This is a genomic window from Paenibacillus sp. strain BS8-2 (genome assembly GCF_054483835.1).
In genome coordinates this window covers 3,393,042-3,418,388 of record NZ_CM137010.1, presented here as the reverse complement: position 1 = coordinate 3,418,388, position 25,347 = coordinate 3,393,042, and the positions used below count along the sequence as shown (strand labels likewise).

Below are 25,347 nucleotides of genomic sequence, written 5' to 3'. Positions count from 1 at the left end.
CCCTCCATTATTGGTTATAGATCCATCTGTCATGATTTCGCTTCATGCGATGATCCAGACTTCCACTCCACTATTCCTTTTACGATCAGCGTAAGGACGGCCAGCATCACCAGCAGCGATGCGACGGCGAAGGATGCCGAGAATTGATACTCATTGTACAAAATTTCTACATGCAGCGGCAGCGTATTGGTCTGACCGCGGATATGTCCCGATACGACAGAGACTGCACCAAACTCGCCCATTGCCCTTGCGTTGCTTAAAATAATGCCGTACAGCAATCCCCACTTGATATTGGGCAGCGTTACCCTCCAGAAGATAGATGCGCCTTTGGCGCCCAGGCTTGCTGCCGCTTCTTCCTCTTGGACGCCTTGCGCTTGCATGAGCGGGATAAGCTCGCGAGCGACGAAGGGAACGGTGACGAAAATCGTCGCGAGCACGATGCCGGGTACAGCAAAAACAATCTGAATACCTTGTTCATCCAGCCATGGTCCGAAGTAGCCCTGCGCACCGAACATGAGCACGTAGATTAATCCGGCGATGACTGGAGATACAGCAAAGGGAAGGTCAATCAATGTAATTAAGAAATTTTTCCTTTTGAATTGAAATTTGCTGATCGCCCATGCTGCGGCTACTCCGAAAACCGTATTAAGCGGTACGGCGATCGCGGCCACGATTAATGTCAATTTAAGCGCCGAGAGCGTATCCGGTTCGGTCAATCCTTTGACATACATCGCCGCGCCTTTACGAAACGCCTCAACGAATACGGATATAAGCGGGAGCATGACGACGAGTCCCAAGAATAGCAATGCGATTGTGATCAATATCCATTGTACATATCTAGGTTCCGTTATTGGACTTGGCCTATGGCTTGTTTCTTTGTTTGCATAGACGGTTATGGCTCCTGCCACGATATTCAGCTCCTTTCATGGATTAATCCGGAATCGCACGTCTGCTCATTCGCCACTGCAGCAAGTTGATGATCAGGAGCAGGATAAACGATACGGTTAACATCACGGCCGCAATCGCGGTAGCACCTGCATAATCGTATTGCTCCAGCTTTGTCATAATGAGAAGCGGCGCGATTTCCGTCCGCATCGGCATGTTGCCTGAAATAAAGACGACCGATCCGTATTCGCCGATGCCTCTTGCGAAAGCGAGGGCGAATCCAGTTAATAGAGCTGGCATCAGCTCGGGAAGCACGACTTTGAAGAACGTGCGCCGCCGATATGCGCCGAGCATAACCGCCGCTTCCTCCGTCTCCTTCTCGAGATCCTGGAGGACCGGCTGAACAGTCCGTACAACAAACGGTAATCCAATGAACACAAGCGCTATGATGATACCGAGCTGGGTATAGGCTACTTTGATACCGAGCGGCTCCAGCAATGAGCCGACCCAACCCGTTTTTGCATAAATTGTCGTCAAGGCAATACCTGCAACCGCAGTTGGAAGGGCAAACGGTATGTCTACAAGACTATCGATGAATCGTTTGCCGGGGAAAGGGTACCGTACAAGTACCCATGCGACCAATAAACCGAATACTGCGTTAATCAATCCCGCCCATAGCGCTGTCGTGAAGCTGATCCGATACGATGCCAGAACCCTTGGATTCGTAACGGTGCTCCACAGTTCCGCCCATGTGAGCTCAAACGTCTTGAAGAACACCGCCGCAAGCGGGATTAACACGATAAGACTTATATAGAAGAGCGTGAAGCCCAGCGACAATCCGAAACCCGGAAGCGCTCTGCGGGCTTTGGAACCTTTCATGAGAAATCAGCTCCGATCATAATCTGTCATTCAAATTCAAATGATTGTATTAAGAACCAGGTGTGTAGATTTTGTCAAAAATACCGCCATCGGCAAAATGTTTGGTTTGTGCCTCTTGCCAGCCACCGAAATCAGAGATCTTGAGCAACTCCAGCAGCGGGAATTGCTCACTGAATTCCTTTGCAATGGCTTCATCTGTTGGACGATAGTAGTGCTTCCCAGCCAGCTTCTGACCTTCTTCAGAATACAGATATTGCAGGTAAGCTTCAGCAACTTCTCTAGTGCCGTGATCGTCTACAACCTTGTCTACAATTGCAACCGGCGGTTCTGCTAATATGCTAAGCGAAGGGTACACAATATCGAATTTGTCCGGTCCAAGCTCATTGATCGACAGGTATGCTTCATTCTCCCATGCAAGCAACACATCGCCGATTCCACGTTCTACGAATGTTGTAGTGGATCCGCGTGCGCCGGTATCGAGTACTGGTACATGTTTGAATAGATCAGCTACAAATTGTTGCGCTTTTGCTTCATCATTGTTGTTTTCTTTCAAAGCATAGCCCCATGCTGCGAGGTAATTCCAACGTGCGCCGCCTGATGTTTTCGGGTTAGGCGTGATCACCTCTACTCCGTCCTTCAGCAGATCACCCCATTCTTTGATCCCTTTTGGATTTCCTTTGCGAACTAGGAATACGATAGTCGATGTGTACGGTGCGCTATTACGCTCGAATTGTTTCTGCCAATCAGCGTCCAGTTGACCGGTATCAACGATCGCGTCGATGTCGAATCCAAGTGCCAGTGTGACAACATCTGCTTTGAGTCCATCGATGACGGCACGTGCTTGTTTGCCGGAACCGCCATGCGACTGATCGATTTCAACCTTTTGATTTTTTTCTGTTAACCAATGTGCAGCGAAAGCTTTGTTATATTCCACATAAAATTCTCTAGTAGGATCATAAGAAACGTTAAGCAGTTTCACTGGCGGCAAAGGTTCCTTTGTCGTTTCCGGCGCTGCGGATGCACCATTGGAAGCCGTGCTCTCTGGTGAAGGACTTGCAGCGCTGCCCCCTGTATTGTTTCCGTTGTTGTTAGCTGCTCCGCAAGCAGCCAGCAAAGTTGAGATAACGAGAATAAGGACGATGGATCTTACACGAGATAATTGTTTTTTCATTGTCTAACACCCCTATAATTTAATTTTGATTAGGAAGTGTAAACTCCGGTTGGTCCGGTCATTTATCTATTATTCCTACCCGTTTAGTTGGTTATGAATGAATATTACCAGCCTAATCCATTACCTGTCAATCCTATATTTGCAAATGTTATACCTTATATAAATGTTTCTTATAAACCTGAAAACCCTTACCAGTACTGATGTTAAAGCGCTATCACTACGTAATTAGACTTGTTTTCGAAATGACAAAATGTACAAACTCGTCCTCAATCAATACAAAGTCTATAAAAATTATCGGATTAATGCCAAATTGGTCCGAATGAACGCACAGCAAATATAAACACAAAAAACGCGGGCTATTTGCGCCCGCGTTTGTTCTCACCTGTTACCATGACAACCTCCACATACGGCCGGACTCTGTCCATGAGTCGCTGTCCCTTGTGAAGCTCGTCTCCGTCCTTGCTTGTAAAACTGAAGTGCCGCTCCAGCGCGTCCAAATCGTAATTTGACGTATAGAATGTCGGCTTACGTTCCATCCGATAATTCAAGATAGCTCCAAGCACATGGTCCCGCACCCACGGGTTTAAATTCTCGGCGCCGATGTCATCGAAGATCAGAAGATCCGTTTCCTTCATCATTTCCACTGTTTCCTTCAGCTTGGCAGGTTCGTGCATCAATGATTTCAAGTCTTCCACGAAGTCTGGCATATACACGATAACGCCCGAGTAGCCCGTCTTCGCAAGCTCTTGCAGCAAATAACACATCAAAAATGTTTTGCCTGTGCCGAATCTGCCCGCAAGATAAAGCCCTTGCTCTTGCAAGCCGCTCTCCTTCGTCCGATCGATATAACGCAGCAGTTGACCCACCGCTTTGGCACGCTCGAGATCCGTCGTCAAGATTTCATCCGAAGAGTATCCTCTGCGAAGCGCGGCATCGTCCACATAGAAGCTGCGAATCCGACTGCGAATCGCGTCTTCCGTCTGGCGGGCTAGAAACTTCTTACAGGAAACCTTACGGTCGTGCAGCTGAGTAAGTCCGTTTACCGTCTCTGCACTAAGCAATGTATAATGTCCCTCGAAATCGTTGGGACACCGATCAAGACCCGGACAATTGGAGCAATTGCGATATTCTGTCGTATACTGATACACCCGGTTCAGGTTGAGCCGGAGGACCGACTCATTCAGCTCCGGATATTTGTCCAGCAATTTCCCGATGAGCGGATCGCGCATGAGCTCAGACAACTTGCGTTCTGACATTTCCGTCATGGATTGACCCGCCGGCCATGACTTCAACAGTTCGCCTAACGATTCCATCCCGCTCTCCCCCTCTCATATGGACCGAGGAAACTTATTTTCATCCGGCTCCATCAAATTAACCTTTCCCGTCAAGCTTGCGTGCCAGCTTGCGCAGCTCCTCCAGCTCATCTGCCGATACCTTAGACGAGGACTCGCTCGCTCCGACGATCGGAATAGCAGGTTTACGCGAGATGCCGCCTCTATTGTTGCCCGTCCCGCGTCCGCCTCCGTTTCGGCTTCCCGATGTGTATCCGGTCCCTTGCGAGGAGGTGCCTTCTTTGCGTTTTTCCTTATCCTGCTCTAATTGCGCCTGAATACGCACATACTGAACGGCCTTCTCGAACGTATCGACGCCTTTCATTAGCATATTGGAAGCTACATGATCCAGATACGCCTTTGTAATTCGACTGTCGTCCGCCCCGCCGATAACATAATGAATAAGGACATTAATAACGGGCTCAGCCAATCGATAATTGAGATCGATACGTTCCATGACCTGCTCCACCCATCCCGGCACCGCGCCTGGGAAGAAGCGGCGGATGAAACGTGTATGAGGTTCGTTCCGCATAAGCATATTGTATTGCTGGATATCGCAGCGCCCTGCAAGCGCGCTTGGCACCGGCAGGTAATCCTGTTCCTGCACCGCAATTTCCTCAGGATCCTCTTCTTCCTGTTCAGGTTCCTCGATCATCTTGGATTTGGCCAGTATCCGCTGGCGATCATCCTCGCGTTTACGATCTTGACGATAGACGCTACTAGCTTTGAGCTGCAGCTCATCCACATTCAGCTTGCCTGATGAATCAAACACGCCATTCTCATCGAGCAGACGGCATACGTTAACAACTGATATTTGATATTTATAAGCTACATAATTCACTTGAGCCATCCCGTCAGCATCATTTCTTAACCGTTCCACGTAGGCTCGGTTGCCCGAGGAACGAGGAAAATGAAGAATTAGCTCCCCGTAAGGAATACCGGCGGTCGCCGCTGGATCGTGTTTCACCGCCTGACGTGACGGAGCAACTTCGCTCAGAGCCTGCTCCAGCTCCGAATCAAAGGATTGCATATTTAATTTAAACAAATCATAGAAAGGAACCGAAATATTTTCTTTCGTCAGATCGGCGCCAGCCAGCTCGTCAGGTTCATTGGCTCCGAACTGCTCTCTTAATTCGATAACCGCATATTTCCCTACTTTGTCCCGAAGCAGCATCGCTAAGTGCATATTACGGAAAAATTCCAAAGGAGAAAGCGGCTGCTCCAGCTCGTATTCATAAATCACATCCGACAAATCAGCACCGCCGAGTCTGGACGTCTGAAGGAGTCCTACCGCTTCGAGCTTAGAGGTCTGCTCCACCACGAACCGTCGGCTTTGTTCGTTCATCTCTAATCCGAGACCGAGAAACAGCCGGCGCTGCGGCTCTAACCTAGAATACCCGCTTCGATCTTCGGCGATACCGTGATAAAGCTGCTGGTACAACGCAATTGCGAAAGCGCCTACCATCGGCTGGTAGATAAGCGATAACATCTTATGATCAGCGCTGCTTAGCGAGAATCCGCGAAAAATATAATAGCGGTGGTGTTCCGTGAATTGCAATATATTATGGATGCGCATAGCATCGCCCCCATCCCTAGCGTTCTTCCTATTATTCTAGCACAAATGACCTGTCGTAAGTCGGCTTTGAAAATAGAAAAATCCCCCGTATGAGGGATTTCGTTTTAAAACATTTTGTAGCCGCCTTTGCGCAGCGCACGAATGGCCCAACCGCTGACATATGCCCCGATCAACGCTCCCGTGATAGGAAGATAATAGATAAGCGTGTATGTACCGAAGTTGGACAATGTCGGCTTATCCGCCTCCGCCCATGGCGACCAGATCGCGAGTCCGATAATGACGACGACAAACAATCCGATAGGGAACCAAGTCGTCTTAAGCAGCATATTCAGAATAAATCCGATGCCGAACATCATGACAAAAAACAGCACCGTCGCGATAATAATTTGTATAGCCTCGATCATTGCACGTACGACCCCTTTCAATCATTCCTTCTCAGTTTAATGAATGCCATAAATGAAGTCAATCGGCTCCCCGCAAATGTCACAAGTCCGTCATTTGCTGTCGTGCCGCGGGTTACGTTACAATAAGGGCAACCATAAACATGCATACCGAGAGGAGCAATACGCAAGATGAGCGAAGCCGCACAAACATTAGAGGGCTGGTACGCCCTTCACGATTTCCGCAGTATCGATTGGACCGCATGGCGTCAGGCTTCCGTAGCAGAGCGTTCCAAAGCGCTGGACGAGCTTCACGGATTTCTAGCCGCTTGGGCACAGGTTGAAGACGAACAGACGGGCAGTACTGCTGTCTACTCGATCGTAGGACAAAAAGCAGATTTTGTTTTCATGCATCTTCGCGAGACACTGGAAGAGCTGAACGACATTGAAACTGCATTCAACAAAACGACACTGGCCAGCTTCACCTATCCTGTCCACTCCTATGTCAGCATCGTTGAACTAAGCAATTACATGGCTCAGCCAGGCAGCGATCCAATGGAAAATCCGGAGATCGTCGCACGACTCAAGCCCATTCTGCCGAAGTGGAAACATATCTGCTTCTATCCGATGAACAAACGCCGCTCTGGCGAGGATAATTGGTATATGCTTGGCATGGACGAGCGTAAAGCGATGATGCGCAGCCATGGCATGATCGGCCGCCAATACGCGGGCAAAGTCAAACAAATCATCACGGGCTCCGTCGGCTTCGACAATTGGGAGTGGGGCGTTACGTTATTCGCAAATGACGCGTTACAGTTCAAGAAGCTGGTTTATGAAATGCGGTTTGATGAAGTAAGTGCACGTTTCGGCGACTTCGGCGACTTCTATGTCGGCAACTTCCTGGATGGCGCAAAGTTCGATACGCTGCTCAAAGTATAACCAGACCAAATCTAAACCATTAACGTTCCATATGTACGCATCACATACATAAGGCTGCGTTCGGGTCATATTGACCTGAACGCAGCCTTTTGCTGTTTACCCTTTAACAGCTCCAATCATTACGCCCTTCACGAAGTACTTCTGAAGGAATGGATAGACGAATAGAATCGGGAGCGTCGCGACGATAATTGTCGCATATTTGATCGTTTCGCCGATCGGCATCTGATCACCTGAGCTAACATCTGTCATCATGCTGCTTGTATCGTTAACGATCAGGATTTCGCGAAGAATGAGCTGCAGCGGGAAGAGTCCCCTGTCTTGCAGATAGATCATCGCCGAGAACCAAGCGTTCCAATGCGACACGCCATAGAATAGCAGCATGACGGCTATAACGGGCATCGATAAGGGGAACACGATGGACCAACAGATCCTGAAGTCGTTCGCGCCATCCAGCTTTGCGGACTCCTCCAGCTCCACAGGCACCGCCTGGAACGCCGTACGCATAATAATCAAGTTAAACGCGCTGACGGCCGTCGGGATGATAAGCGCCCACCGTGTATCCAGCATGCCAAGCTCGTTAATAAGTAAGAATGAAGGAATCAATCCGCCTTCGAAGAACATCGTAAACGTTATCATAAACATGATTGGATTCTTCCACATTACCTCCCGTCTAGACAGCCCGTATGCAGCCATCGACGACAGAAATAGATTAAATGCAGTACCAACGACAACGTAGAACAACGTGTTGAGGTAGGCCGTGCCAATGGAAGGGTTCATAAATACCATCTTATAGGCGTCTAAAGTAAATCCTTGCGGAAACAATAGGATGCCCCTTGTCTGCACGAGCTGCCCTGGATCGCTGAATGACGCAATCAGTACAAAAAAGAGCGGATAAATGGCGGCTAAGGAAAGCCCGAGAAGCAAGGCAATATTAAATACTCCAAATACACGTTCGCCAGTTGTTGCCTTCATCACGCACTCTCCTTACCATAGTTTAGTCTCGCTTGTCTTACGTGAAACCGCGTTCGCGATAACGAGCAGCGTAAAGCTTATGATCGCATTAAACATGCCGACCGCTGCCGCATAGCTGTAATTCGTCTCCAGAATACCTTTGCGATACGTATACGTTCCAATCACATCAGCGGTCGAATACGTAATGGGATTATACATAAGCAATATCTTTTCACTGCCAACCGCCAGTAATTGACCAATATTCAAGATAAGTAAAATAATGATCGTCGGCGCGATGCCCGGCAATGTCACATGCAGCGTTTGTTTCCAGCGATTGGCGCCGTCAATACGGGCTGCTTCATAAATCGAAGGATCGATTGAGGCAATCGCTGCAAGAAATATGATGGAGCTCCAGCCGACATTCTGCCAGATGCCAGAGCCGATATACAAGGTTCGGAACCAATCCGCTTCCCTCATAAAGGCGATCGGCTCCACTCCGAACACCGAGGATAACAGATTGTTGATGAGCCCGTCGCGGGCCAGAAAGTCGAACATAATACCAACCACGACAACAAGCGATATGAAGTGAGGCATATACGTAATCGTCTGCACGGTTCGTTTAAACCAGCTTTTACGAACCTCATTCAGCAACAGCGCAAGAATGATACCCGCCGGGAATGCAAAGATAAGACTATACAAACTAATTAATAACGTATTAACAAGAATTCTCCCGAAATAAAAGCTGGAGAAAAACTCCTTGAAGTTGTCGAGACCACTCCATGCACTCCCGTTAATGCCCTGATTGATCGTAAAATCTTTGAAAGCGATCTGCATGCCATACATTGGACCGTAATGGAACAAAAGAAAATAAATGACTGTGGGACTTAACATGAGATATATCCACTTGTTTCTTAGAAAATCCTTTTTGACGCGTTGTCCGAAGCTATCGCGGGAGCTGGGCCCGCCAAGCGGTGCCGATGGTTGTTCCGTTTTGATGGCCGCCATAATAATTCCCTCCTTCTCCCACTTCTAATCGTCCTCGCCTGGCGGGCAATTGCAATATTGCCCGCCAAGCAAGAACCAGCCATCTTATCTCTTCAAGAACCTTTCCAGCGCCGTTTGCTCCAGCTTGATTACATCTTCGATCCCCATTGCTTTAAGCGTCTCTACATACTCGTCGAACTTCTCAAGCGGTTCTGTGCCCATAATGAATTTAAGGAGCATCTCCTCGTGGTACACATTCAAATCCGTCATAATAGAAGCCTTTTGGCGGCCTTCTTCTGCCGTAAGTGTCGTAAGCGGCTTCATCATGTTCGTTGATGCCTTCTCCCAATTAACCAATGCTTCCTGCTGGGATGGCAGCTGCAAATATTGCTCGATATAGCCAGGGCTTTGGACAAATGGACCATTGTAGCTGGAGCGGAAGTATTGCGCCATCGCTTGCGTAATTGGCAAGTCGTCCGGATTTTTCATAATAACGTCGGTATACGTTTCTTTGCCGTCTACCATTGTGTAGCTGTTTCCTTCGATTCCGAAGTTAAACAGCTTATGACCTTCTGGGCCATACGCGTAATCCAGCCATTTGACGATTTGCTCAGGATTTTTGGCTGCAGTTGTAATGGCAGCTCCGATGCCCGTATATGCAAAGTCACGCTGTCCCCATACCGCGTTTTCACCTTTTTTGAGCGTCGGGTATGGAGTCGATACTAGCTCAAATGTTGGATCGTCTTTCATAAGTCCCATGTATTTGCCGATGCCGCTGCCTGTGTAGCTCGCGAAAGCGGCAATCTTACCTGTCGTTACTTTGGAATCCATCAACTTCGTATCCATCGCGGCGAAATCAGGATCCAGTAATCCCTTCTCGTACCAGCGGTTCATAACAGTTAGGAAATCCTTGTATTGCGGTTGCATCGAGCCGTATTTGATACTTCCATTATCATTGTAGAAGCTTAGCGGAATGCCGAATGCGCCGATAAAGGCATGACCGATATTCATGTCGCTGATACGCTGCATGAACGGTGGTTCACCGTTGTTCTGCTCCTTAAGGGCCTCTAGTACGATTTCCCACTCATCAATTGTCTCAGGAATTGCAAGACCAGTCTTATCGAGCAAGTCTTTGCGAATAATCGGACCGAAGAATACCATTAGCTTCTCGTCGCCGCGAATGAACGGGAACGAATAAATATTGCCTTCATCCGTCATGATCATCTTTTTGATCTCTGGATGCTCATTTAAGTACTTTGTCAAATTCGGAGCATGTTCTTCGATCAACTCATTTAATCTCAAGATCGTGCCTGTTTTAATCGCATCGTCAGGGCCACGCGAGACCGTAAGCCAGTTACGCTCAATAACATCCGGCAGCTTTTTGGATGCAAGCATAAGATTGAATTGTTCCTCGATTTGAGCGCCTTCTCCAGATGGGTGCGTCCAGGTCACCTTTGTGCCCGTCACCGTCTCCAATTGTTGATACATTTTACTCTCGCCAAGATTAGCCATAGTTGCTGCCGCATTGGGGTTCATTTCAACCCAATAAGATAAGGAGTCCGGATATTCCACCGCTGCTGCAATCGGCGCACTGGAAGAACCCGGATTTTTTGTAGCGCTTGCCCCCTCGTTCTCGCCATTATTGCCCCCAGAACATCCTGCTATCATTACCGTTGCGGCCAAGGCACCCGCCAATACAGTCAACCCGCTTTTTCTTCTCTTCATAAGCCATACAATCCCCTCTCGAATGATAGTATTGGACTTCAATCTTTCACGGCCAACAGCTTGTCGGCTGCTGATTTCATCCTAACCGGATAATGAGGGAATCCATATAGCGAATCCATTAGAATCGCTATTCAAAAGTCAGATTAGCGGTTATCAAATTTCTAGAAACACCTGCTGGATTATAGAATTGCCTCGTTTTCTTGGCGGCTGCTCATTGAAATTTCCCTGTATTTGCCCGGTGTTATGCCTTCTGTCTTCTTAAATACTCGGATTAATCCGATGTCATTGGCGAAGCCGACTTGCGACGCGATCGCCGCAACCGTAATCTCCGTTTCTGCTAACAGCTGCTTCGCTTTCGTTATTCGAAGCATGGATATATATTCGGTCACATTATGGCCAGTTTGTTTTTTGTAGAAGGTGGACAGATACGACGAGTTGAGCCCAACGTGATCTGCAATCATCGTCAGACTTAACTCATTGCTTTCATAATTCTCCTCCATGTAGCTTCTAATCTTGACCGTCAGCTGGTCGCTATGATCGCTTCGTTCCCCCGCTACCTTCTCACAGATCGACTTATAGAGACGTTTGAGCGTAATCCCCATCTCCTCTGCCGTTCCTAGCTTGGCCAAATAAGTGAAGGATTCGGTCGTTCCTCCAAAGAAATCAGCATCGTCGATGTTCAGAGCATTCAAAAGTTTGATCACCGTACTCATCAATTCAGCAGACAAATATTTGGCCATCTCCGGCGAAATCGAACGGGATTGGAAGTTGATCTCGAACAACTGATCCAGCACCTTCTCGACATTGGTGTAATCACCGCTCTTGGCGTAGTTCATCAGCTGTGCTTCCATCTCTAGCGAATAATAGAAATAATGGCGTTCGACATCGCGAATGGAATCAAAGTAGATAACGCCCTCACGTTCCTGAAGCGTTCTGTACTCCAGAGCTGACACTGCCTCGCCATACGCGACTGCAATACCATCGAGGCTTGTCTTGATGCCGCTGACCGCAATCGTAATCGAGGTCCGGAACTTATGCTCCATCTGGGTTTTAATGTCTGTGAGCAAACGATCAAGCTGATTTCCTTCTTCTGTAAGCTGACTATCAACGTTAAGCAGAATGCCGACTTTGTCACGATCAAGCTCGATCGCATATCCATTCTTCATCAACAGCTCATTGCTCAAATTAATTAAAACAAATCGTACTAACGTCCATTCGCGCTCCGAATTTTCCTGGACAAATCTTCCGCAATCATCAATCTGCAGCAAAACAACGCCGTAATAGGGATGTGGCAATGAGACGTTCATAAATTCATAATCCTTTTCCGTCAATCTCGTCGTATCTACGAAGCCCTTCATGAGCCGTGAGATAAAGTCAGCCTGGATGACCGGCTTCTGTTGCGTAAGGATGCCACGCATCTGCTTTTCCTCTACGATCGACGACTGAAGCTCGTTATGGATAAAAGTGAATTCATTACGAATTTCCGTCCCGCTCATGTTTTTTCCTTGCAGGATCATATGGATAAGCTCTCGAATCGGCCTATGGTTCTTATACGCGAGATAATAAGCAATGCCCATGCCTCCTGCAACGCATAGCAGTACGAGCAATAGCGCTAGAGACTTGGTCTGATTAACCTCTGATAAAACGATTGAACGTGGAATGACGGATACATAGGTCCAATTATTCTGACTTGAGGTCGTATATGAAACCAATAAATCTTCATCTGCAATCGTAACGGCAAGATTACCATGGCCACTGCCTAAACGATCTTTCATTCCGCCTAACATACCCTCATCTGCCGACGTTGTGCTTAACACCTGACCATTAGCATCGATAATGTAATAGTCTGTGTCTCGCTGATCGGATTTGCGAAGCTGACCAAGAAGCTGAGCTTCGTCGATCATAATAACGAGCGCTCCTCTAACATCCACATTGTCACCCATCGGTAACGAAGTAATCGACGTAATCATATTTCTTTGTTTCATATCGTATTGAATCGGCTCCGAAGACAAATACGTGCGCAGATGAAACTCATCAAGCAGCGATTTGATCTCGTCGATGCTTCTGTTCTGATATTGGGTCATATCGCGATAGAAAGTATCCGAATCCGTTCGGATCGTCGTTGTAACGATTCGATCGGAGTGCTTGAAGTACACGTAGTAATCATAAATAAACGGAGATAAGGTGCGATAACGCTTCAGGTTTCGGATCAATTCGACATACGTATAGTCATTTATGCTTGAACGGTTAGATTCCTCGTATAAAAACATTTGAAGCATGGGGTCGAAAGCGATTTGGGCGGTAAGTTGATCTACCTCGTTCATTCGGCTGTCTACAGTTAATCGGGTTTGCTCGAGCATCTTCTGATTGGAGTCGTAAGCCTTGCCAATCAGCGCCTGCTCCATTCTGCCGTAGAGCAACGATCCAATTACGAATGGAATCATCAGAATGACCAAAAAAGACATTAATAGCTTCAAAAATACGGATCGGCGGAACAGCTTTCCCATATGCGGTTTGGTGCGCTTTATTGGGCTCATTTCCATGTTCTCCTCCTACTACTATCTAAAGAATACGCTTTCATATTGAAAGCTCAGTGACCTTTTTTCCTTCTCTCTGTCTATTTATACGGAATTATACAATAGATTCTATTCAATTAGGAGGAATTAGCTGTCATTTAAGATAATCTGCCTATCGTCAATGAATCACAAGTATAGAAAATGGTTTCACTTATAGCTAAAAGATAGGTAAAACGAAACAAGCCGACTCCGGTGGAGCACCGGTGCCAGCTTGTTGTCTATCAAGTATTTAAAAGATCATTTATTCCTCATCCTCGTCGTCATCCAACGATAAGCCGCGCTCCTTCGCCTCCAGATATTCCTGGGTAGCCCGGTCGCGTGCACGGCTCTTATCCTTCAGTCGCTCGATGGCCGGAAGAATCAGAATATCGATCTCCTTCTGCACCGTATAAGCCAAGTCGTAACGGGTCTGCGACTCCAGAAAGGAGCCAACCTCGATCAAGGCGTTATAACGATCGAGCTCTTCTCTCGTTAATAAGCCGCGGACTTGTACGCTGCAGTGGCGCATTACAGGAACTTGCCTTTACGCAGGACAAGCGGAATTCCGCCGATAATGAACAAGTAACGAATATCGATAGCTTTCTTCAGCCAAGCCGCTACGCGACCTTTGTATTTCTTGCCGAATGCGATACCGATCGCTTCGCCTTTACCAAGGGAAGCAACTGTTCCTTTGTTCTGGAACGTAAACGATTTAAGCGGTTGGTTGCGAATCGATGCAACCAGGTTATGCGCACATACGACGCCTTGCTGCATAGCGATCTGAGCAGTCGGCGGATACGGACGGCCTTCCGGGTTGAACATCAGGGAGTTGTCGCCCAAGATATATACGTTCTCGGAGCCTGGGCTGCGCAAGAATTCATCAATCTTAACGCGTCCGCGCATCGTTTCGAAGCCCGCTTCCTCGATCAAACGGTTACCGCGGATACCGCCGGTCCAGATGACCGTTTGGGACTTGATTTCCTCGCCTTCGCCAACAACTACGCCGTCAGGCGTACATTCTTTGATTGCAGTGCCGATACGGAACGTAACGCCTTTTTTCGTCAGAACGTCCATCGCATACTCGACTAGCTCAGGGTCGAAGCCTGGCAATGCTGTAGGAGCTGCTTCGATATTGTAGATTTTAACAAGCGTTGGATCTACGTCGAATTGTTTGCACAGCTCAGGGATACGATCAGACAGCTCTCCCACGAACTCGATGCCAGTGAAACCAGCGCCGCCCACGATGAATGTCAGATAATCTGTGCGATGTGGTTCGCGTTTGTAACGTGCGAATTGATATTCGATATGTTCGCGGATCAAGCGAACGGAGTTGATGCTTCGAATGTTCATGGCATGTTCTCCCAGACCTGGGATGCCGAACGTTTCTGGCTCGCCGCCAAGACCGATTACAAGGTAATCGTACGACAGCGTACCGTCTTCGAGAATGACTTTTTTGTCTTGAGGACGGATTTGAACAACCGTCGACTTAACGAAGTCGATTTTGAATTCATCGATCAGCTTAGAGATGCTGACGCGCGCATTTTCCGGATTATCCGTGCCTGCTGCAGGCATATGAAGATGTGTTGTAATGTAGTGGTAATCATGTTTGTTAACTAGTGTAACGTCAGCCTCATTATAATTCAGCTCTTTCTGCAAACGAAGAGCAGTCAGCACACCGCCATAACCTGCGCCAAGAATTACAATTTTAGGTATGTTGCTCATTGTGGGATCCCATCCATTCCTTGTTTTCTTTTCATTATCATATATACTTGTGAAAAATTACACAAACTCACACAAAAAAGAATAATTCAATACCGTAGTCTGTGTACTCATAACCATTATCATGCAAATGCAGTCAAGTTTCTTTTTTGGAAATTCGACGGCATTCGTCTTTGTTTTCATCAATTAAATCCTATATACATCAGACATATTACAGACTTTTGAACAAAGTTTCAAGGGTAATTTATACGAAAATGTTTAGAACACTGTACAAGGAGGAGCTAATTGCCATGCCCTTGCTGACTTCACGTATTGCTTATTGAACAAATAATTATATCTTAGCGCCATACAGAAGTTTATAATAGAACCGTGTGACGTAAAACAATCTACGGAGGTGCAGACAGTTGTCAGTACAAGTTAAGGAATCGGAGATCGTGGATATACTCATAATCGGTGGGGGACCCGCGGGCATGTTCGCCGCTTTCTATGGTGGGATGCGTCAAGCATCCGTGAAAATCATCGAAAGTATGCCGCAGCTCGGTGGGCAACTGGCCGCGTTGTATCCTGAAAAATATATATACGATGTAGCCGGATTTCCGAAGGTAACGGCGCAGGAGCTGGTTGACAGGTTAAAGCAACAAATCGATCTGTTTAAGCCGGAAGTGTGCCTCGAGGAGAAAGTCATTGGCGTTGTGAAGAAAGAAGAAAGATTGTTTGAGATCACAACCGACCGTGCTGTTCATCTTGCCAAAGCGGTCATTATTACGGCAGGTGTAGGCGCGTTCGAGCCGCGTAGACTCGATTTGCCTGAAGCTGCGCGTTTCGAAGGGAAGAACCTTCATTATTTTGTCGGCGATCTGCAACGCTTCAAGGACAAGAATGTGCTCGTAAGCGGCGGCGGCGACTCTGCTGTTGATTGGTCGCTCATGCTGGAGCCTATCGCGAAGAGTGTTACGCTTATCCATCGCCGAGACAAATTCCGCGCGCATGAGCATAGCGTTGAGAACCTGATGAATTCGAGTGTTTGCATCATCACCCCAACCGAAATTACAGGACTGCATGGGGATGAAACAATCACAAATGTAACCTTGACGGATGTCAAAACGAATGAAACGACAGAACTCGACGTCGATGCGGTCATTGTCAATTTCGGCTTCGTATCATCGCTGGGTCCTATCTCTGAGTGGGGAATCACGATTCAAGGCGGGTCTATCGTTGTGGATACGCGGATGGAAACGAATATTCCGGGCATCTTTGCCGCAGGTGACATTACCACTTACCCTGGAAAACTCAAGCTTATCGCTGTAGGCTTTGGTGAAGCGCCAACTGCAATCAACAACGCAAAGGTGTATGTCGATCCAAATGCGAAATTATCTCCAGGTCATAGCAGTAATATGAAATTGTAGTCAGTCATCGTATCGGAACTTCATAACTTGTAAGGATAAGGGTATCCTAAACTTGGCGATAAGCTAGCAGGTCGCGGTGTTGAACCGCCGAATGTGATGCAAGAATGGGGCAAATGCTGCCGTTCTAACCGAGGAGGGGTACCCTTATGTTATGTCCGCTTTGTAACGGAATCGGCGCGGAACCGGCGTACTGCAATACTTGCGGAGGCACTGTGACAGAATGCGGAAGATCATCGGATTGGATGGGACCTTATGAGCCTTATGCCCCGTTATCTGAAGACTTACGGAACGTTACTCCTGGCGGAGCCGCCGTGTATTGCTGCCATGTTGTTTATTGCGGGAGCTGTGGGCTTATGAACGAGGTGCTCATTCCGGAATGGCCCAATAATAATTGAAGTGTTGTATTCATCATGTCGCTTACGCCGTATGTCTCCGATGAGCATGTGCGGTTGCAAGATCAACGCCTCTGCGTTTAACCTCGACTGCCAGCATACGGATGAATTCAGGCTCCAGCTTATATTCGATTGCAGCGAAGTAGGTGTCAATGAGCAGCTCGTCCGTTAATATTTCCATCATGCAGCCTCCTTATTTACCATCGTTTTCCTTACGAAATTTAGTGTAGCATGCGACGAAATTCGGGACAACATGCCCTATTATGCACATGGGGATGTGGATACACTGTGCATGAACTGTGAATAGTTGGCAATTTTCGAGTGAAATGGGCTGGTATAATGTGGATAGTTTTATCCACATCTCTTTTTGACGCCCAGCTGATAAAAAACTTTAATCGCATTTTATTGTTCTATTAATAAAACTAGATGCATAAATAAACCAATCATACGCCGATGATCCCCTGAACCCAAATAAAGGAGCATATCCGCAAGTCATGTTGACCACTTGGCGGACAGCCCCAATCCATTGTTTAATGCGGTCTTGTGTTGACCTCAAAGATCCATATCTTTCCTTGCTTATCGATTCCATAGTCAAATCCAAGCTGACCTAATCCGGGATATGTCTGCTCCAATAATCGAGTTGCTAGAACGGTGAGCCTACGCATCTTCGCTTTCTTGTCCTTGACATAAGCTCCCCCGAGTGAAGCTCTTATCCCTTGTGCCGCAGTGACCAAATCGCCGCCTTGGGACAGATTCGTTACGAAGAGTCCCCGCTTCGCTATTCGACCTACGAGCGCACGATACTCCCAGCCCTTGTTCGTTTTCACATATTTCACTCGATAATCGATCGGCCGTCCATTGACGGTAGCCAGATAGATCCCTTTCTGAATGAGATACTGACGTTTGCCCGTTCGTCCAGCAAGCGCCTTAAGAAGTCCGTCGAAATGAGCAGCGTATAGCTTGCGAGCCTTATACGTATGACTATAGCCCTGGCTCTCCTTCACCACCTTGATCACTCCGCCGCCACCAGAACCAACAATCGGTTTAATGACGACCATACCATGCTGGTTCAGCATACTGTACAGCGCATCAGACGAATATTTCCTGGTAGGGGGAATATGGGGGGACAGTGCCGGGTCGACTAGAAGTGCTTCGGTTTTAGCCCATTTGCTGGCGAGCTGTCTGCCATTATAGGGCTGATGCTGTTGCAATCGCGGATGTTGAAGCGGCTTTCGAAAAAAAATCATCGCTTACATGCTCCTTTCCTGCATCTACTCCCCTTAGTATATGGCAGGAATGTCCAAAGCTCGTGGATGATTGCCTTAGTCCCCCGACCTATTAGGCATTTGAACAAACTAATCCTTCTTGGCCTCGAGCGCCGCTTTCAGTTTATCGGCGAGACTGTTGCCGAGCGGCGCGCTTTCGCTGTATTGCTCGACGAGACGCTGCTGCTCCCGTTTGTTGATTCGCCCGCCGTCCTTGTCGCCTAACATCTCGATCACGTTACATGGCTTACATTGAGCGTATTTGCCTGCTTTGCCATCATGCAGCTCCATCTTCTTGCGGCATTGCGGACAACGTTTGTTCAGCAGGACGGGTTCCGAGTTTCGGCGGTAGCCGCATTCTCGATCCGAGCAGACAAGTGACTTGCCGCGTTTTCCCTTGATTTCGATCATTGCCTTGCCGCATTCCGGGCAGAACGATCCCGTCGCATTGTGAGGTTTGTATTCCTTGGTTTCCTGCTTGACCTCGGCAACCCACTGGGCAGCTTGCTTGCGAATTCCCGCCATAAACGCTGCGGCATTACCTTGCCCCTTCGCGATACGCTCAAGCTCGCTCTCCCACTTTGCCGTCAATTCCGGACTTCGCAGCTGCTCCACAACTAGCTCGATCAACTGCTTCCCCTTGGCTGTCGGCACTAACGTATTACGCATCCGTTCAATCGTGTCGGAGGACAACAGCTTCTCGATAATATCCGCTCGGGTCGCAGGCGTACCAAGACCATGTTTCTCCATACGAGTTAACAGCGTAGCTTCTGTATACCGCGCCGGCGGGAGAGTGCGCAGCTCTTTGACGACGACAGATTTGATGGTCACAGCGGCTCCTTGCTGCAGTGGAGGCAAAGCTTGCGCCGCATCCCTTTCTTTCGCTCCTGTCGGATCGTCGCCCTCTTCGTCATCGTCGCCGATTGTCATGCCGTTATGACCTTCATAGATTGCCTTCCAGCCGGCATCCTTCTGTATGCGCCCCCGCGCGTAGAAACGTTCTCCACCAGCCGTCAGTACGACGCTTGTCTCATCATATTTGTATGGCGGATAAAATAACGCGATAAATCGGCGAACGATCAGATCATACAGTCTGCGTTCATCGTTCGTAAGCTCCCCTAGCTGGACGAATTGTTCTGTAGGAATAATCGCGTGATGATCACTGACCTTCGAATCGTCTACGATTCGTTTCGTCACCGGCAGCGGTCCTCGCAGCAGCTTCCGAGCGAACTGAGTATACGGCCCCACCGCGACACTCTCCAGCCTGCCCTTGAGTGTCGGCACCATATCGCTGGATAAGTATCGGGAATCGGTTCTCGGATACGTGACAAGCTTATGCGTTTCGTAAAGTCGCTGCAGCACGTTAGATGTCATCTTGGCGGAGAAACCTAGTTTCCGGTTGGCATCGCGCTGCAGCTCCGTCAAATCATAGGCTTGCGGATGCGGCTCCGTCCGTTCGGCCGTACGCAAGCTTTCGACCTTCGCTGAACCTGCTTTGCGGGCACGTTCGGCAATTTGATCAGCAGCTTCGCGGGTCCAGCAGCGTCCATCATGCGAATCGTTGCTGCGCCACTGCGCCATAAAGCTGCCTAGCTGAAGCGGCACCGTCCAGAACGGCTTGGATTGGAAGTCGGCAATCTCGCGCTCCCGTTCCATCAACATCGACAATGTCGGCGTCTGAACGCGTCCAGCGGCGAGCTGAGCATTATATTTGGTCGTGAGCGCACGCGTCATATTAAGTCCGATTAGCCAATCCGCCTCCGCGCGGCAGACGGCCGAAGCATACAGATGATTATAATCTTTGCCCGGCTTAAGCGACGCAAATCCATCTTTAATCGCCTTGTCCGTCTGCGAAGAAATCCATAACCGCTTGAACGGCTTGCGCCAATTCGCCAGTTCCATAATCCAGCGTGCGACAAGCTCCCCTTCTCGGCCAGCATCTGTTGCGATTATCATCTCCCCGATATCGCTGCGCTTGCACAACTGGGCTACCGTCCGATATTGATGCGACGTTTCTTTGAGCACCTTCAAGTTCATTTTCTCAGGCAGCAGCGGCAGATCCTCCAGGTTCCATGTCCGAAACTTCACATCGTAGTCCTCCGGTTCTGCAAGCGTCACCAAATGACCAAGCGCCCAAGTGACTACGTAACGTCCGCCTTCAAAATACCCCTTTTGCTTACCACCGCAGCCAAGTACGCGCGCGATCTCTTTGGCCACGCTCGGCTTCTCAGCCAGCACCAATGCTTTCATTCGTATTCCTCTCCCATTCCTCTTCCTTTATGGTGACAAGATAACATAAGGCGCGACCACGAAGCAATCACCAATTGAATTGTTCGTAAACCGCTCATAGCGCACATCTTATTTCCGTATACTGGCAGGGAGAAAGCGGAAATGGACGCAGCTTCATACGCCAGCGACAAAGGAAAAATCCGTGCAAACACGCTTCCAAGCACGCGGATTGGAAGCCAGTCTTGCACTGTGCTATAGTATTCATCAGCTTCTATTTATCATTCTATGAATCTATTTATTACGAAAAGGAGCTTGATCTCATTGAAAGCCCGCACCTTCATTACGATTGCCGCCTTCCTCGCGATCTACTTCGTTCTTACCGCCTACATCGGTTGGAACGGCTGGATTTTCCTGTCGGAGCTCACTGGATGGCAAGAATGGCCGATCTACGGCGCCGTTGTTGCCGTGATCGCGTTTGCTTACATTCTAGGACGACTTGGAAAGTCCAGCCCGCTGCGCTTCTTTGCCGACCCGATCAAGCTGATTGGTTCGTATTGGTTCGCCTTGCTAGAGTACGGCTTGCTGCTGCTCCCCATTGCCAATCTACTTGCCCTAATACTTAAATTATCGGGTGCAAGCAAAGATATCTACTTGCTGGGCGTCGGCGGTGTGACCGCAACCCTGCTGCTCCTTATTCTAGTAATCGGGAGCCGCAATGCTTGGAGCCCTGTCATTCGCCGGTACGACGTCGAGATCGAGAAACATGCTGGAAGCAGGCGCAAGCTTACGATCGCCGTCGCATCCGATCTGCATCTCGGCACCGTTATCGGACATCGCCACCTCAATCGTCTGGCAGCCAAGGTCAATGAAATTAAACCCGATATCATATTGATACCCGGCGATGTGCTCGACGATGACTTGGAGCCGTTCCTTCGCAAGAATCTTGCCTCTTCATTCAGCAAGCTTAAAGCGCCTCTAGGCGTATTCGCCGTAACCGGCAATCATGAATATATCGGCGGCAAGGTTCCCCAATATATTAATGAGATGGACCGGATCGGCGTACAGGTTTTAATGGACGAATCCGTGGTTGTGGACGACAGCTTTATCCTTATTGGCCGCAAGGACAAAGCATCCGAAGGCAGACATAGGGAACGGAGACAATCGATCGCTGAGCTTGTCAAGCCGCTCGATTCCTCCAAGCCGCTTATTCTTCTTGATCATCAGCCGCTTGAGCTTGGAGCCGCACAAGAAAACGGCATCGACCTGAGCTTGTCCGGCCACACGCATCGTGGACAGATGTTTCCGAATTACTTCATTACCCGTAGAATGTTTGAATTAGACTGGGGATACCTTCGCAAAGGTAATCTTCATGCCATCGTGTCGTCGGGCTTCGGCTTCTGGGGGCCGCCTGTTCGGACCGGCAGCCGTTCCGAGGTGCTTCATATCGAGGTCAGCTTTCGTTAGAGGATGATTGAAGACCAAGGTGAATAAACGAACTGGACAAAACAAGCTTCCAAATGTGCAAGTTGTTACGCACATTTGAAAGCTTGTTTTTATTTTATACCTTCTTGGAGCGATACAGCAGATATATAAAGAAAGGAGCACCTATCGCCGAAGTAAATACGCCAACTGGTATGTCGAGCGGCAGGAACGCTGACCGCGCAACCAAATCAGCAGCGACAACAATAATGGCGCCGAGCAGCACGCTGACCGGAAGCATTCTGGTCATCACAGGCCCCGTCAGCTTGCGCGCCATATGCGGTGCGATAAGTCCGACAAAGCCGATAACGCCGCCTATCGACACGGCTGCACCTGCTAACGCGACGCTTAACATCAGCAGTCCCAGTCGCTGACGCTCCACTCTGCTGCCAAGCCCGACTGCAAGCTCGTCGCCAAGCAGATGGACGCCAATGTTACGTGTATGGAAGAATACGATTGTGAACGCAACAACAGCCCAAGGCAACAGCGTCCAAACATGTTGCCAGGAAGAGCCGTAGATCGTACCTGTTAACCAGATATAAGCGGAGGTAGCCGTATACGTACCGCCGAACGTCATCATAAAGGAAGTAGCCGCGGACAGTAGAGACGACACTCCAATGCCGACGAGTACGAGACGGAGCGAGCTGGCACCTCTTTTCCAAGCTAGCGCATATACAAGCAGCGCGGTCGCAAACGCGCCGATAATCGCCGCAACTGGGAGCAGATGAATCGTAAACACGCCAGGTAAAAGGGTTATAAACGCTACAGCACCGACGGACGCTCCACCCGTAATACCCACGACATCTGGTGCAGCGAGCGGATTGCGGATGATTGCCTGAAGGATAGCGCCGGACAAGGCCAGGCAAGCTCCGACTAAACATGCCACAAGGAGTCGCGGCGCCCGAAGCTCTTGTACGATAAAGCTTAACTCCTCCGGCCCTTGCCCGGTTAATACGTTCCACAAGCCTATTGGACCAATGAATTGATCACCGAGCATCAAATAGGCGCAGGAGGTCGCGATCAGCAGCAGTACCAAAGATACGTACCATTTCATGAACGCCTCAGCTCCTTACGCGCAATGGAGATGAAGAACGGCGCCCCAAGCGCAGCCGTCATGATGCCTACCGGCACCTCCATCGGCATAATGACGAATCTAGCGGCCAGATCGGCAAGCAGCAGTAGGGTTGCGCCAAGCACGGCACTATAAGGAATAAGCCAGCGATAATCCAGACCAGCAATATAACGAGCAGCATGCGGCACAATGACGCCGATTAATCCGATAGGACCAGCAACCGCAACGGAGCAGCCGGCAAGCACGACAACAACAAGCCCTGAGATCAGCTTAACAGCTATCGTCCTTTGACCTAGCCCTTTCGCAGATTCATCGCCCATGGCCATGACATTAAGCTGTCTAGATAGCAACAGAACGATGACCCATCCCGCCAGCATATAAGGGAGCACCTTAAGCAGCATCTCCATGGGACGCCCCGCAACCGAGCCTGCCAGCCAATACAACACCTCCTGCAGACTGCTCTCACTGCGAGCCAGCATACCTTGCGTCAATGAGGAGAATAAGGCGCTCAGCGCCGATCCTGCTAATACGACCTTCATCGGCGACAAGCCGTCGTGCCCCAGAGAGCCGATCAAATAAACAGCTGCAGCCGCAAGCGCCGCTCCCGTAAGCGATACCCAGAGAAGCACCTCCATCTCCTTGACCGAAAATATCGCGATCGCCGCCACGACGCCTAGCGATGCTCCGGCATTAATGCCGAGCACGCTAGGCGAAGCCAGCGGATTGCGAGTCATCGCCTGCATAACGGCACCAGCCATCGCAAGGCTCGCACCGACGGAAGCTGCTATCAACGCTCGAGGCAGTCTCGCCGTTTGAACGATAATTTGATTGTTGTCGCCTTCGTCGTAGGCGGTTAGCGCGAGCCAAATATCCCCCCAGCTCACCGAAATGAAGCCCAAGCGCACATTAAGCGCGAAGCTGCATACAAGCAGCACCAGACTTGCCGCCAGCCCTCCTCCACGCAGATATGCTTTCCCCCGCTTCTGTCCCATGTTGTCCCTTCCCTTCGCCTTGCACAGCCCGTATTCACGCAACAAAAGAATGAGCCGTGTCGGCCCATTCTTTTGTTGCTTCCTCTTCTTCTATTCCGACGACCTGCTACTCCATTCCGAAGTAGAAGTATAGGTCATCCAACATGAGCTTCGCCGCCATAGCACCGCCGGACAAGTTCCATGTTACGGAATTAACTTTGTAGTATTTGTTGTTTTTCACACCTTTTAGATTCTTCCACAGCGCATGGCTGGTCCAACCCTTCTGGTGCTGCAATACGGCTCCGTCGCCATCCCAATCCGTAGTGAAGTCGAAGATATAATCGCCGTCAAGCAACGACATTTGCTCATAGGAGGAGACATTAATAATGGTTGTGCCGGTTGCCTTCTGCTGAGCAGGAGTTGCGAAACCTAACTCTTGGAAAATTTTATAAGCGAAACCTTCGTTATATGCACGAGCGCTTCCGTTCGGGTTAATACGAATAATGGAAATTGCTTTGCCTTTCACGCTGGATGGAACTTTGCGTTTGAACTCGGCTACCTTCTTATCCCAATCTGCAAGGAATGTGTTTGCGATTTCTTCCTTGTTCACTACACGCGACATAATGTCCAGATTATCCTGCCAATCGGCTAGATCCGGCGTTACAACCGTAGGAGCAATCTTGCTAAGCTGCGCGTAAATTTTCTCATGGCGCCACTCGGTTGCGATAATAACGTCAGGCTTAAGCGCTGCGATCGATTCCACGTTCGGCTGTGTCTCGTCACCCAATGTTTTGGTGCCGATCAGCTTAGGTCGAATATACTCGTAGAACGGTTGCTGAATATACGATTCCACGGCTCCTACTGGCTTGATACCAAGCGTAACCGCAATATCAACTCCGCCGTTAAACAATACCACTACACGTTTCGGAACCGACGTCAATGTTGCCGTGCCCCATGCATGCTTGAACGAACGTTTCGTCTCAAGTGCAGCTGTAGACGTGCTGCTCTTCCAATTGACCCACACGCCTAAGGATTCGCCTACAAAACGAAGCGGAACGAGCAGTGTTCCATCTACGTTGAGTGGTGCGGCATCCAGCGATGATACAGTGCCGTTAATACGCGCCGACTTGCTGCCTTGTGTCAACTCGATTACTTGGCTTCCCTTTTTGATCGTCGCTTTTTTGAGATTATTATCATAGCCAACAGTGCCCCCAAGCGCTTCTGCGATTGCGCGATATGGGACAAGCGTTCTGCCGTTCACGATTCTAGGCTTGACCGAATAGTTTTGTTGCTTGCCGTCAATGGCTACTGAGACGGACGGAGCCGCCGCCGATGCCGTAGCCGGTATAAAGGATATTGCCACTACTAAGCTGAGCATAAGCAGCAGCCATTGTTTCGATTTTGCTTTCATGTTCTTCTCACCATTCCTTATCCCTAT

General features: G+C 49.0%; 21 protein-coding genes. 3 read left to right on the top strand and 18 right to left on the bottom strand.

The window, feature by feature from the left end; all coding sequences use genetic code 11:
- Positions 1–29: 29 nt before the first annotated feature.
- The 6 genes from cysW to ACX1C1_RS14660 all read right to left on the bottom strand — a co-directional run bounded on the left by cysW (position 30) and on the right by ACX1C1_RS14660 (position 6,246).
- Entirely contained in the window at positions 30–908 is an 879-nt protein-coding gene (cysW, locus tag ACX1C1_RS14685) for a sulfate ABC transporter permease subunit CysW (protein ID WP_458952931.1), read from the bottom strand.
- 22 nt (positions 909–930) lie between these two features.
- Positions 931–1,764 (bottom strand): sulfate ABC transporter permease subunit CysT, encoded by an 834-nt coding sequence (cysT, locus tag ACX1C1_RS14680; RefSeq protein ID WP_458952930.1) that lies wholly within the window; start codon positions 1,762–1,764, stop codon positions 931–933.
- Positions 1,765–1,813: 49 nt separating this feature from the next.
- Positions 1,814–2,935, bottom strand: a complete 1,122-nt coding sequence (locus ACX1C1_RS14675; protein ID WP_458952929.1) for a sulfate ABC transporter substrate-binding protein — start codon at positions 2,933–2,935, stop codon at positions 1,814–1,816.
- 356 nt (positions 2,936–3,291) lie between these two features.
- The gene (gene dnaI, locus ACX1C1_RS14670) at positions 3,292–4,248 is read right to left on the bottom strand and encodes a primosomal protein DnaI (RefSeq protein ID WP_458952928.1); all 957 of its coding nucleotides are present in this window, start codon (positions 4,246–4,248) and stop codon (positions 3,292–3,294) included.
- Positions 4,249–4,306: 58 nt separating this feature from the next.
- Positions 4,307–5,842, bottom strand: a complete 1,536-nt coding sequence (locus ACX1C1_RS14665) for a replication initiation and membrane attachment family protein (RefSeq protein ID WP_458952927.1) — start codon at positions 5,840–5,842, stop codon at positions 4,307–4,309.
- 104 nt (positions 5,843–5,946) lie between these two features.
- Positions 5,947–6,246, bottom strand: a complete 300-nt coding sequence (locus ACX1C1_RS14660; RefSeq protein ID WP_458952926.1) for a YuiB family protein — start codon at positions 6,244–6,246, stop codon at positions 5,947–5,949.
- A 168-nt stretch (positions 6,247–6,414) separates the two neighbouring features.
- Between ACX1C1_RS14660 and hemQ the strand changes: the two genes are divergently transcribed.
- Positions 6,415–7,161 (top strand): hydrogen peroxide-dependent heme synthase, encoded by a 747-nt coding sequence (gene hemQ / locus ACX1C1_RS14655; RefSeq protein ID WP_458952925.1) that lies wholly within the window; start codon positions 6,415–6,417, stop codon positions 7,159–7,161.
- A 96-nt stretch (positions 7,162–7,257) separates the two neighbouring features.
- On the opposite strand, the gene ACX1C1_RS14650 is transcribed toward hemQ, so the two are convergent.
- From ACX1C1_RS14650 to ACX1C1_RS14625, 6 genes are all read right to left on the bottom strand, one after another.
- A complete protein-coding gene (locus ACX1C1_RS14650; RefSeq protein ID WP_458952924.1) occupies positions 7,258–8,133 on the bottom strand; it encodes a carbohydrate ABC transporter permease in 876 nt (291 codons plus the stop codon).
- 12 nt (positions 8,134–8,145) lie between these two features.
- A complete protein-coding gene (locus ACX1C1_RS14645) occupies positions 8,146–9,117 on the bottom strand; it encodes an ABC transporter permease (RefSeq protein ID WP_458952923.1) in 972 nt (323 codons plus the stop codon).
- A gap of 84 nt (positions 9,118–9,201) precedes the next feature.
- Positions 9,202–10,821, bottom strand: a complete 1,620-nt coding sequence (locus tag ACX1C1_RS14640) for an extracellular solute-binding protein (RefSeq protein ID WP_458952922.1) — start codon at positions 10,819–10,821, stop codon at positions 9,202–9,204.
- Positions 10,822–11,000: 179 nt separating this feature from the next.
- On the bottom strand, positions 11,001–13,358 hold the full coding sequence (locus ACX1C1_RS14635) for a helix-turn-helix domain-containing protein (RefSeq protein WP_458952921.1): 2,358 nt from the start codon (positions 13,356–13,358) through the stop codon (positions 11,001–11,003).
- Between the two features lie 280 nt (positions 13,359–13,638).
- On the bottom strand, positions 13,639–13,905 hold the full coding sequence (locus tag ACX1C1_RS14630; RefSeq protein ID WP_458952920.1) for a hypothetical protein: 267 nt from the start codon (positions 13,903–13,905) through the stop codon (positions 13,639–13,641).
- Complete coding sequence (locus tag ACX1C1_RS14625) at positions 13,905–15,098, bottom strand: NAD(P)/FAD-dependent oxidoreductase (RefSeq protein ID WP_458952919.1); 1,194 nt, start codon at positions 15,096–15,098, stop codon at positions 13,905–13,907. The genes ACX1C1_RS14630 and ACX1C1_RS14625 overlap by 1 nt, the downstream gene beginning before the upstream one ends.
- A gap of 401 nt (positions 15,099–15,499) precedes the next feature.
- Between ACX1C1_RS14625 and ACX1C1_RS14620 the strand changes: the two genes are divergently transcribed.
- The gene (locus ACX1C1_RS14620) at positions 15,500–16,501 is read left to right on the top strand and encodes an NAD(P)/FAD-dependent oxidoreductase (RefSeq protein ID WP_458952918.1); all 1,002 of its coding nucleotides are present in this window, start codon (positions 15,500–15,502) and stop codon (positions 16,499–16,501) included.
- A gap of 417 nt (positions 16,502–16,918) precedes the next feature.
- On the opposite strand, the gene sda is transcribed toward ACX1C1_RS14620, so the two are convergent.
- The 3 genes from sda to ACX1C1_RS14605 all read right to left on the bottom strand — a co-directional run bounded on the left by sda (position 16,919) and on the right by ACX1C1_RS14605 (position 20,408).
- Positions 16,919–17,077 (bottom strand): sporulation histidine kinase inhibitor Sda, encoded by a 159-nt coding sequence (sda, locus tag ACX1C1_RS14615; RefSeq protein WP_458952917.1) that lies wholly within the window; start codon positions 17,075–17,077, stop codon positions 16,919–16,921.
- A gap of 346 nt (positions 17,078–17,423) precedes the next feature.
- On the bottom strand, positions 17,424–18,140 hold the full coding sequence (locus ACX1C1_RS14610; RefSeq protein WP_458952916.1) for a YheC/YheD family protein: 717 nt from the start codon (positions 18,138–18,140) through the stop codon (positions 17,424–17,426).
- Positions 18,141–18,248: 108 nt separating this feature from the next.
- Positions 18,249–20,408 carry a DNA topoisomerase III gene (locus ACX1C1_RS14605; RefSeq protein WP_458952915.1) on the bottom strand — a complete coding sequence of 720 codons (2,160 nt, stop codon included), beginning with the start codon at positions 20,406–20,408 and terminating at the stop codon, positions 18,249–18,251.
- A gap of 300 nt (positions 20,409–20,708) precedes the next feature.
- Between ACX1C1_RS14605 and ACX1C1_RS14600 the strand changes: the two genes are divergently transcribed.
- A complete protein-coding gene (locus ACX1C1_RS14600) occupies positions 20,709–21,851 on the top strand; it encodes a metallophosphoesterase (RefSeq protein WP_458952914.1) in 1,143 nt (380 codons plus the stop codon).
- A 94-nt stretch (positions 21,852–21,945) separates the two neighbouring features.
- On the opposite strand, the gene ACX1C1_RS14595 is transcribed toward ACX1C1_RS14600, so the two are convergent.
- The 3 genes from ACX1C1_RS14595 to ACX1C1_RS14585 form a co-directional block, all read right to left on the bottom strand.
- Positions 21,946–22,920 (bottom strand): FecCD family ABC transporter permease, encoded by a 975-nt coding sequence (locus tag ACX1C1_RS14595; RefSeq protein WP_458952913.1) that lies wholly within the window; start codon positions 22,918–22,920, stop codon positions 21,946–21,948.
- Entirely contained in the window at positions 22,917–23,930 is a 1,014-nt protein-coding gene (locus tag ACX1C1_RS14590; RefSeq protein WP_458952912.1) for a FecCD family ABC transporter permease, read from the bottom strand. The genes ACX1C1_RS14595 and ACX1C1_RS14590 overlap by 4 nt, the downstream gene beginning before the upstream one ends.
- 106 nt (positions 23,931–24,036) lie before the next feature.
- Positions 24,037–25,320 (bottom strand): stalk domain-containing protein, encoded by a 1,284-nt coding sequence (locus tag ACX1C1_RS14585; RefSeq protein WP_458952911.1) that lies wholly within the window; start codon positions 25,318–25,320, stop codon positions 24,037–24,039.
- Between the last annotated feature and the right edge of the window lie 27 nt (positions 25,321–25,347).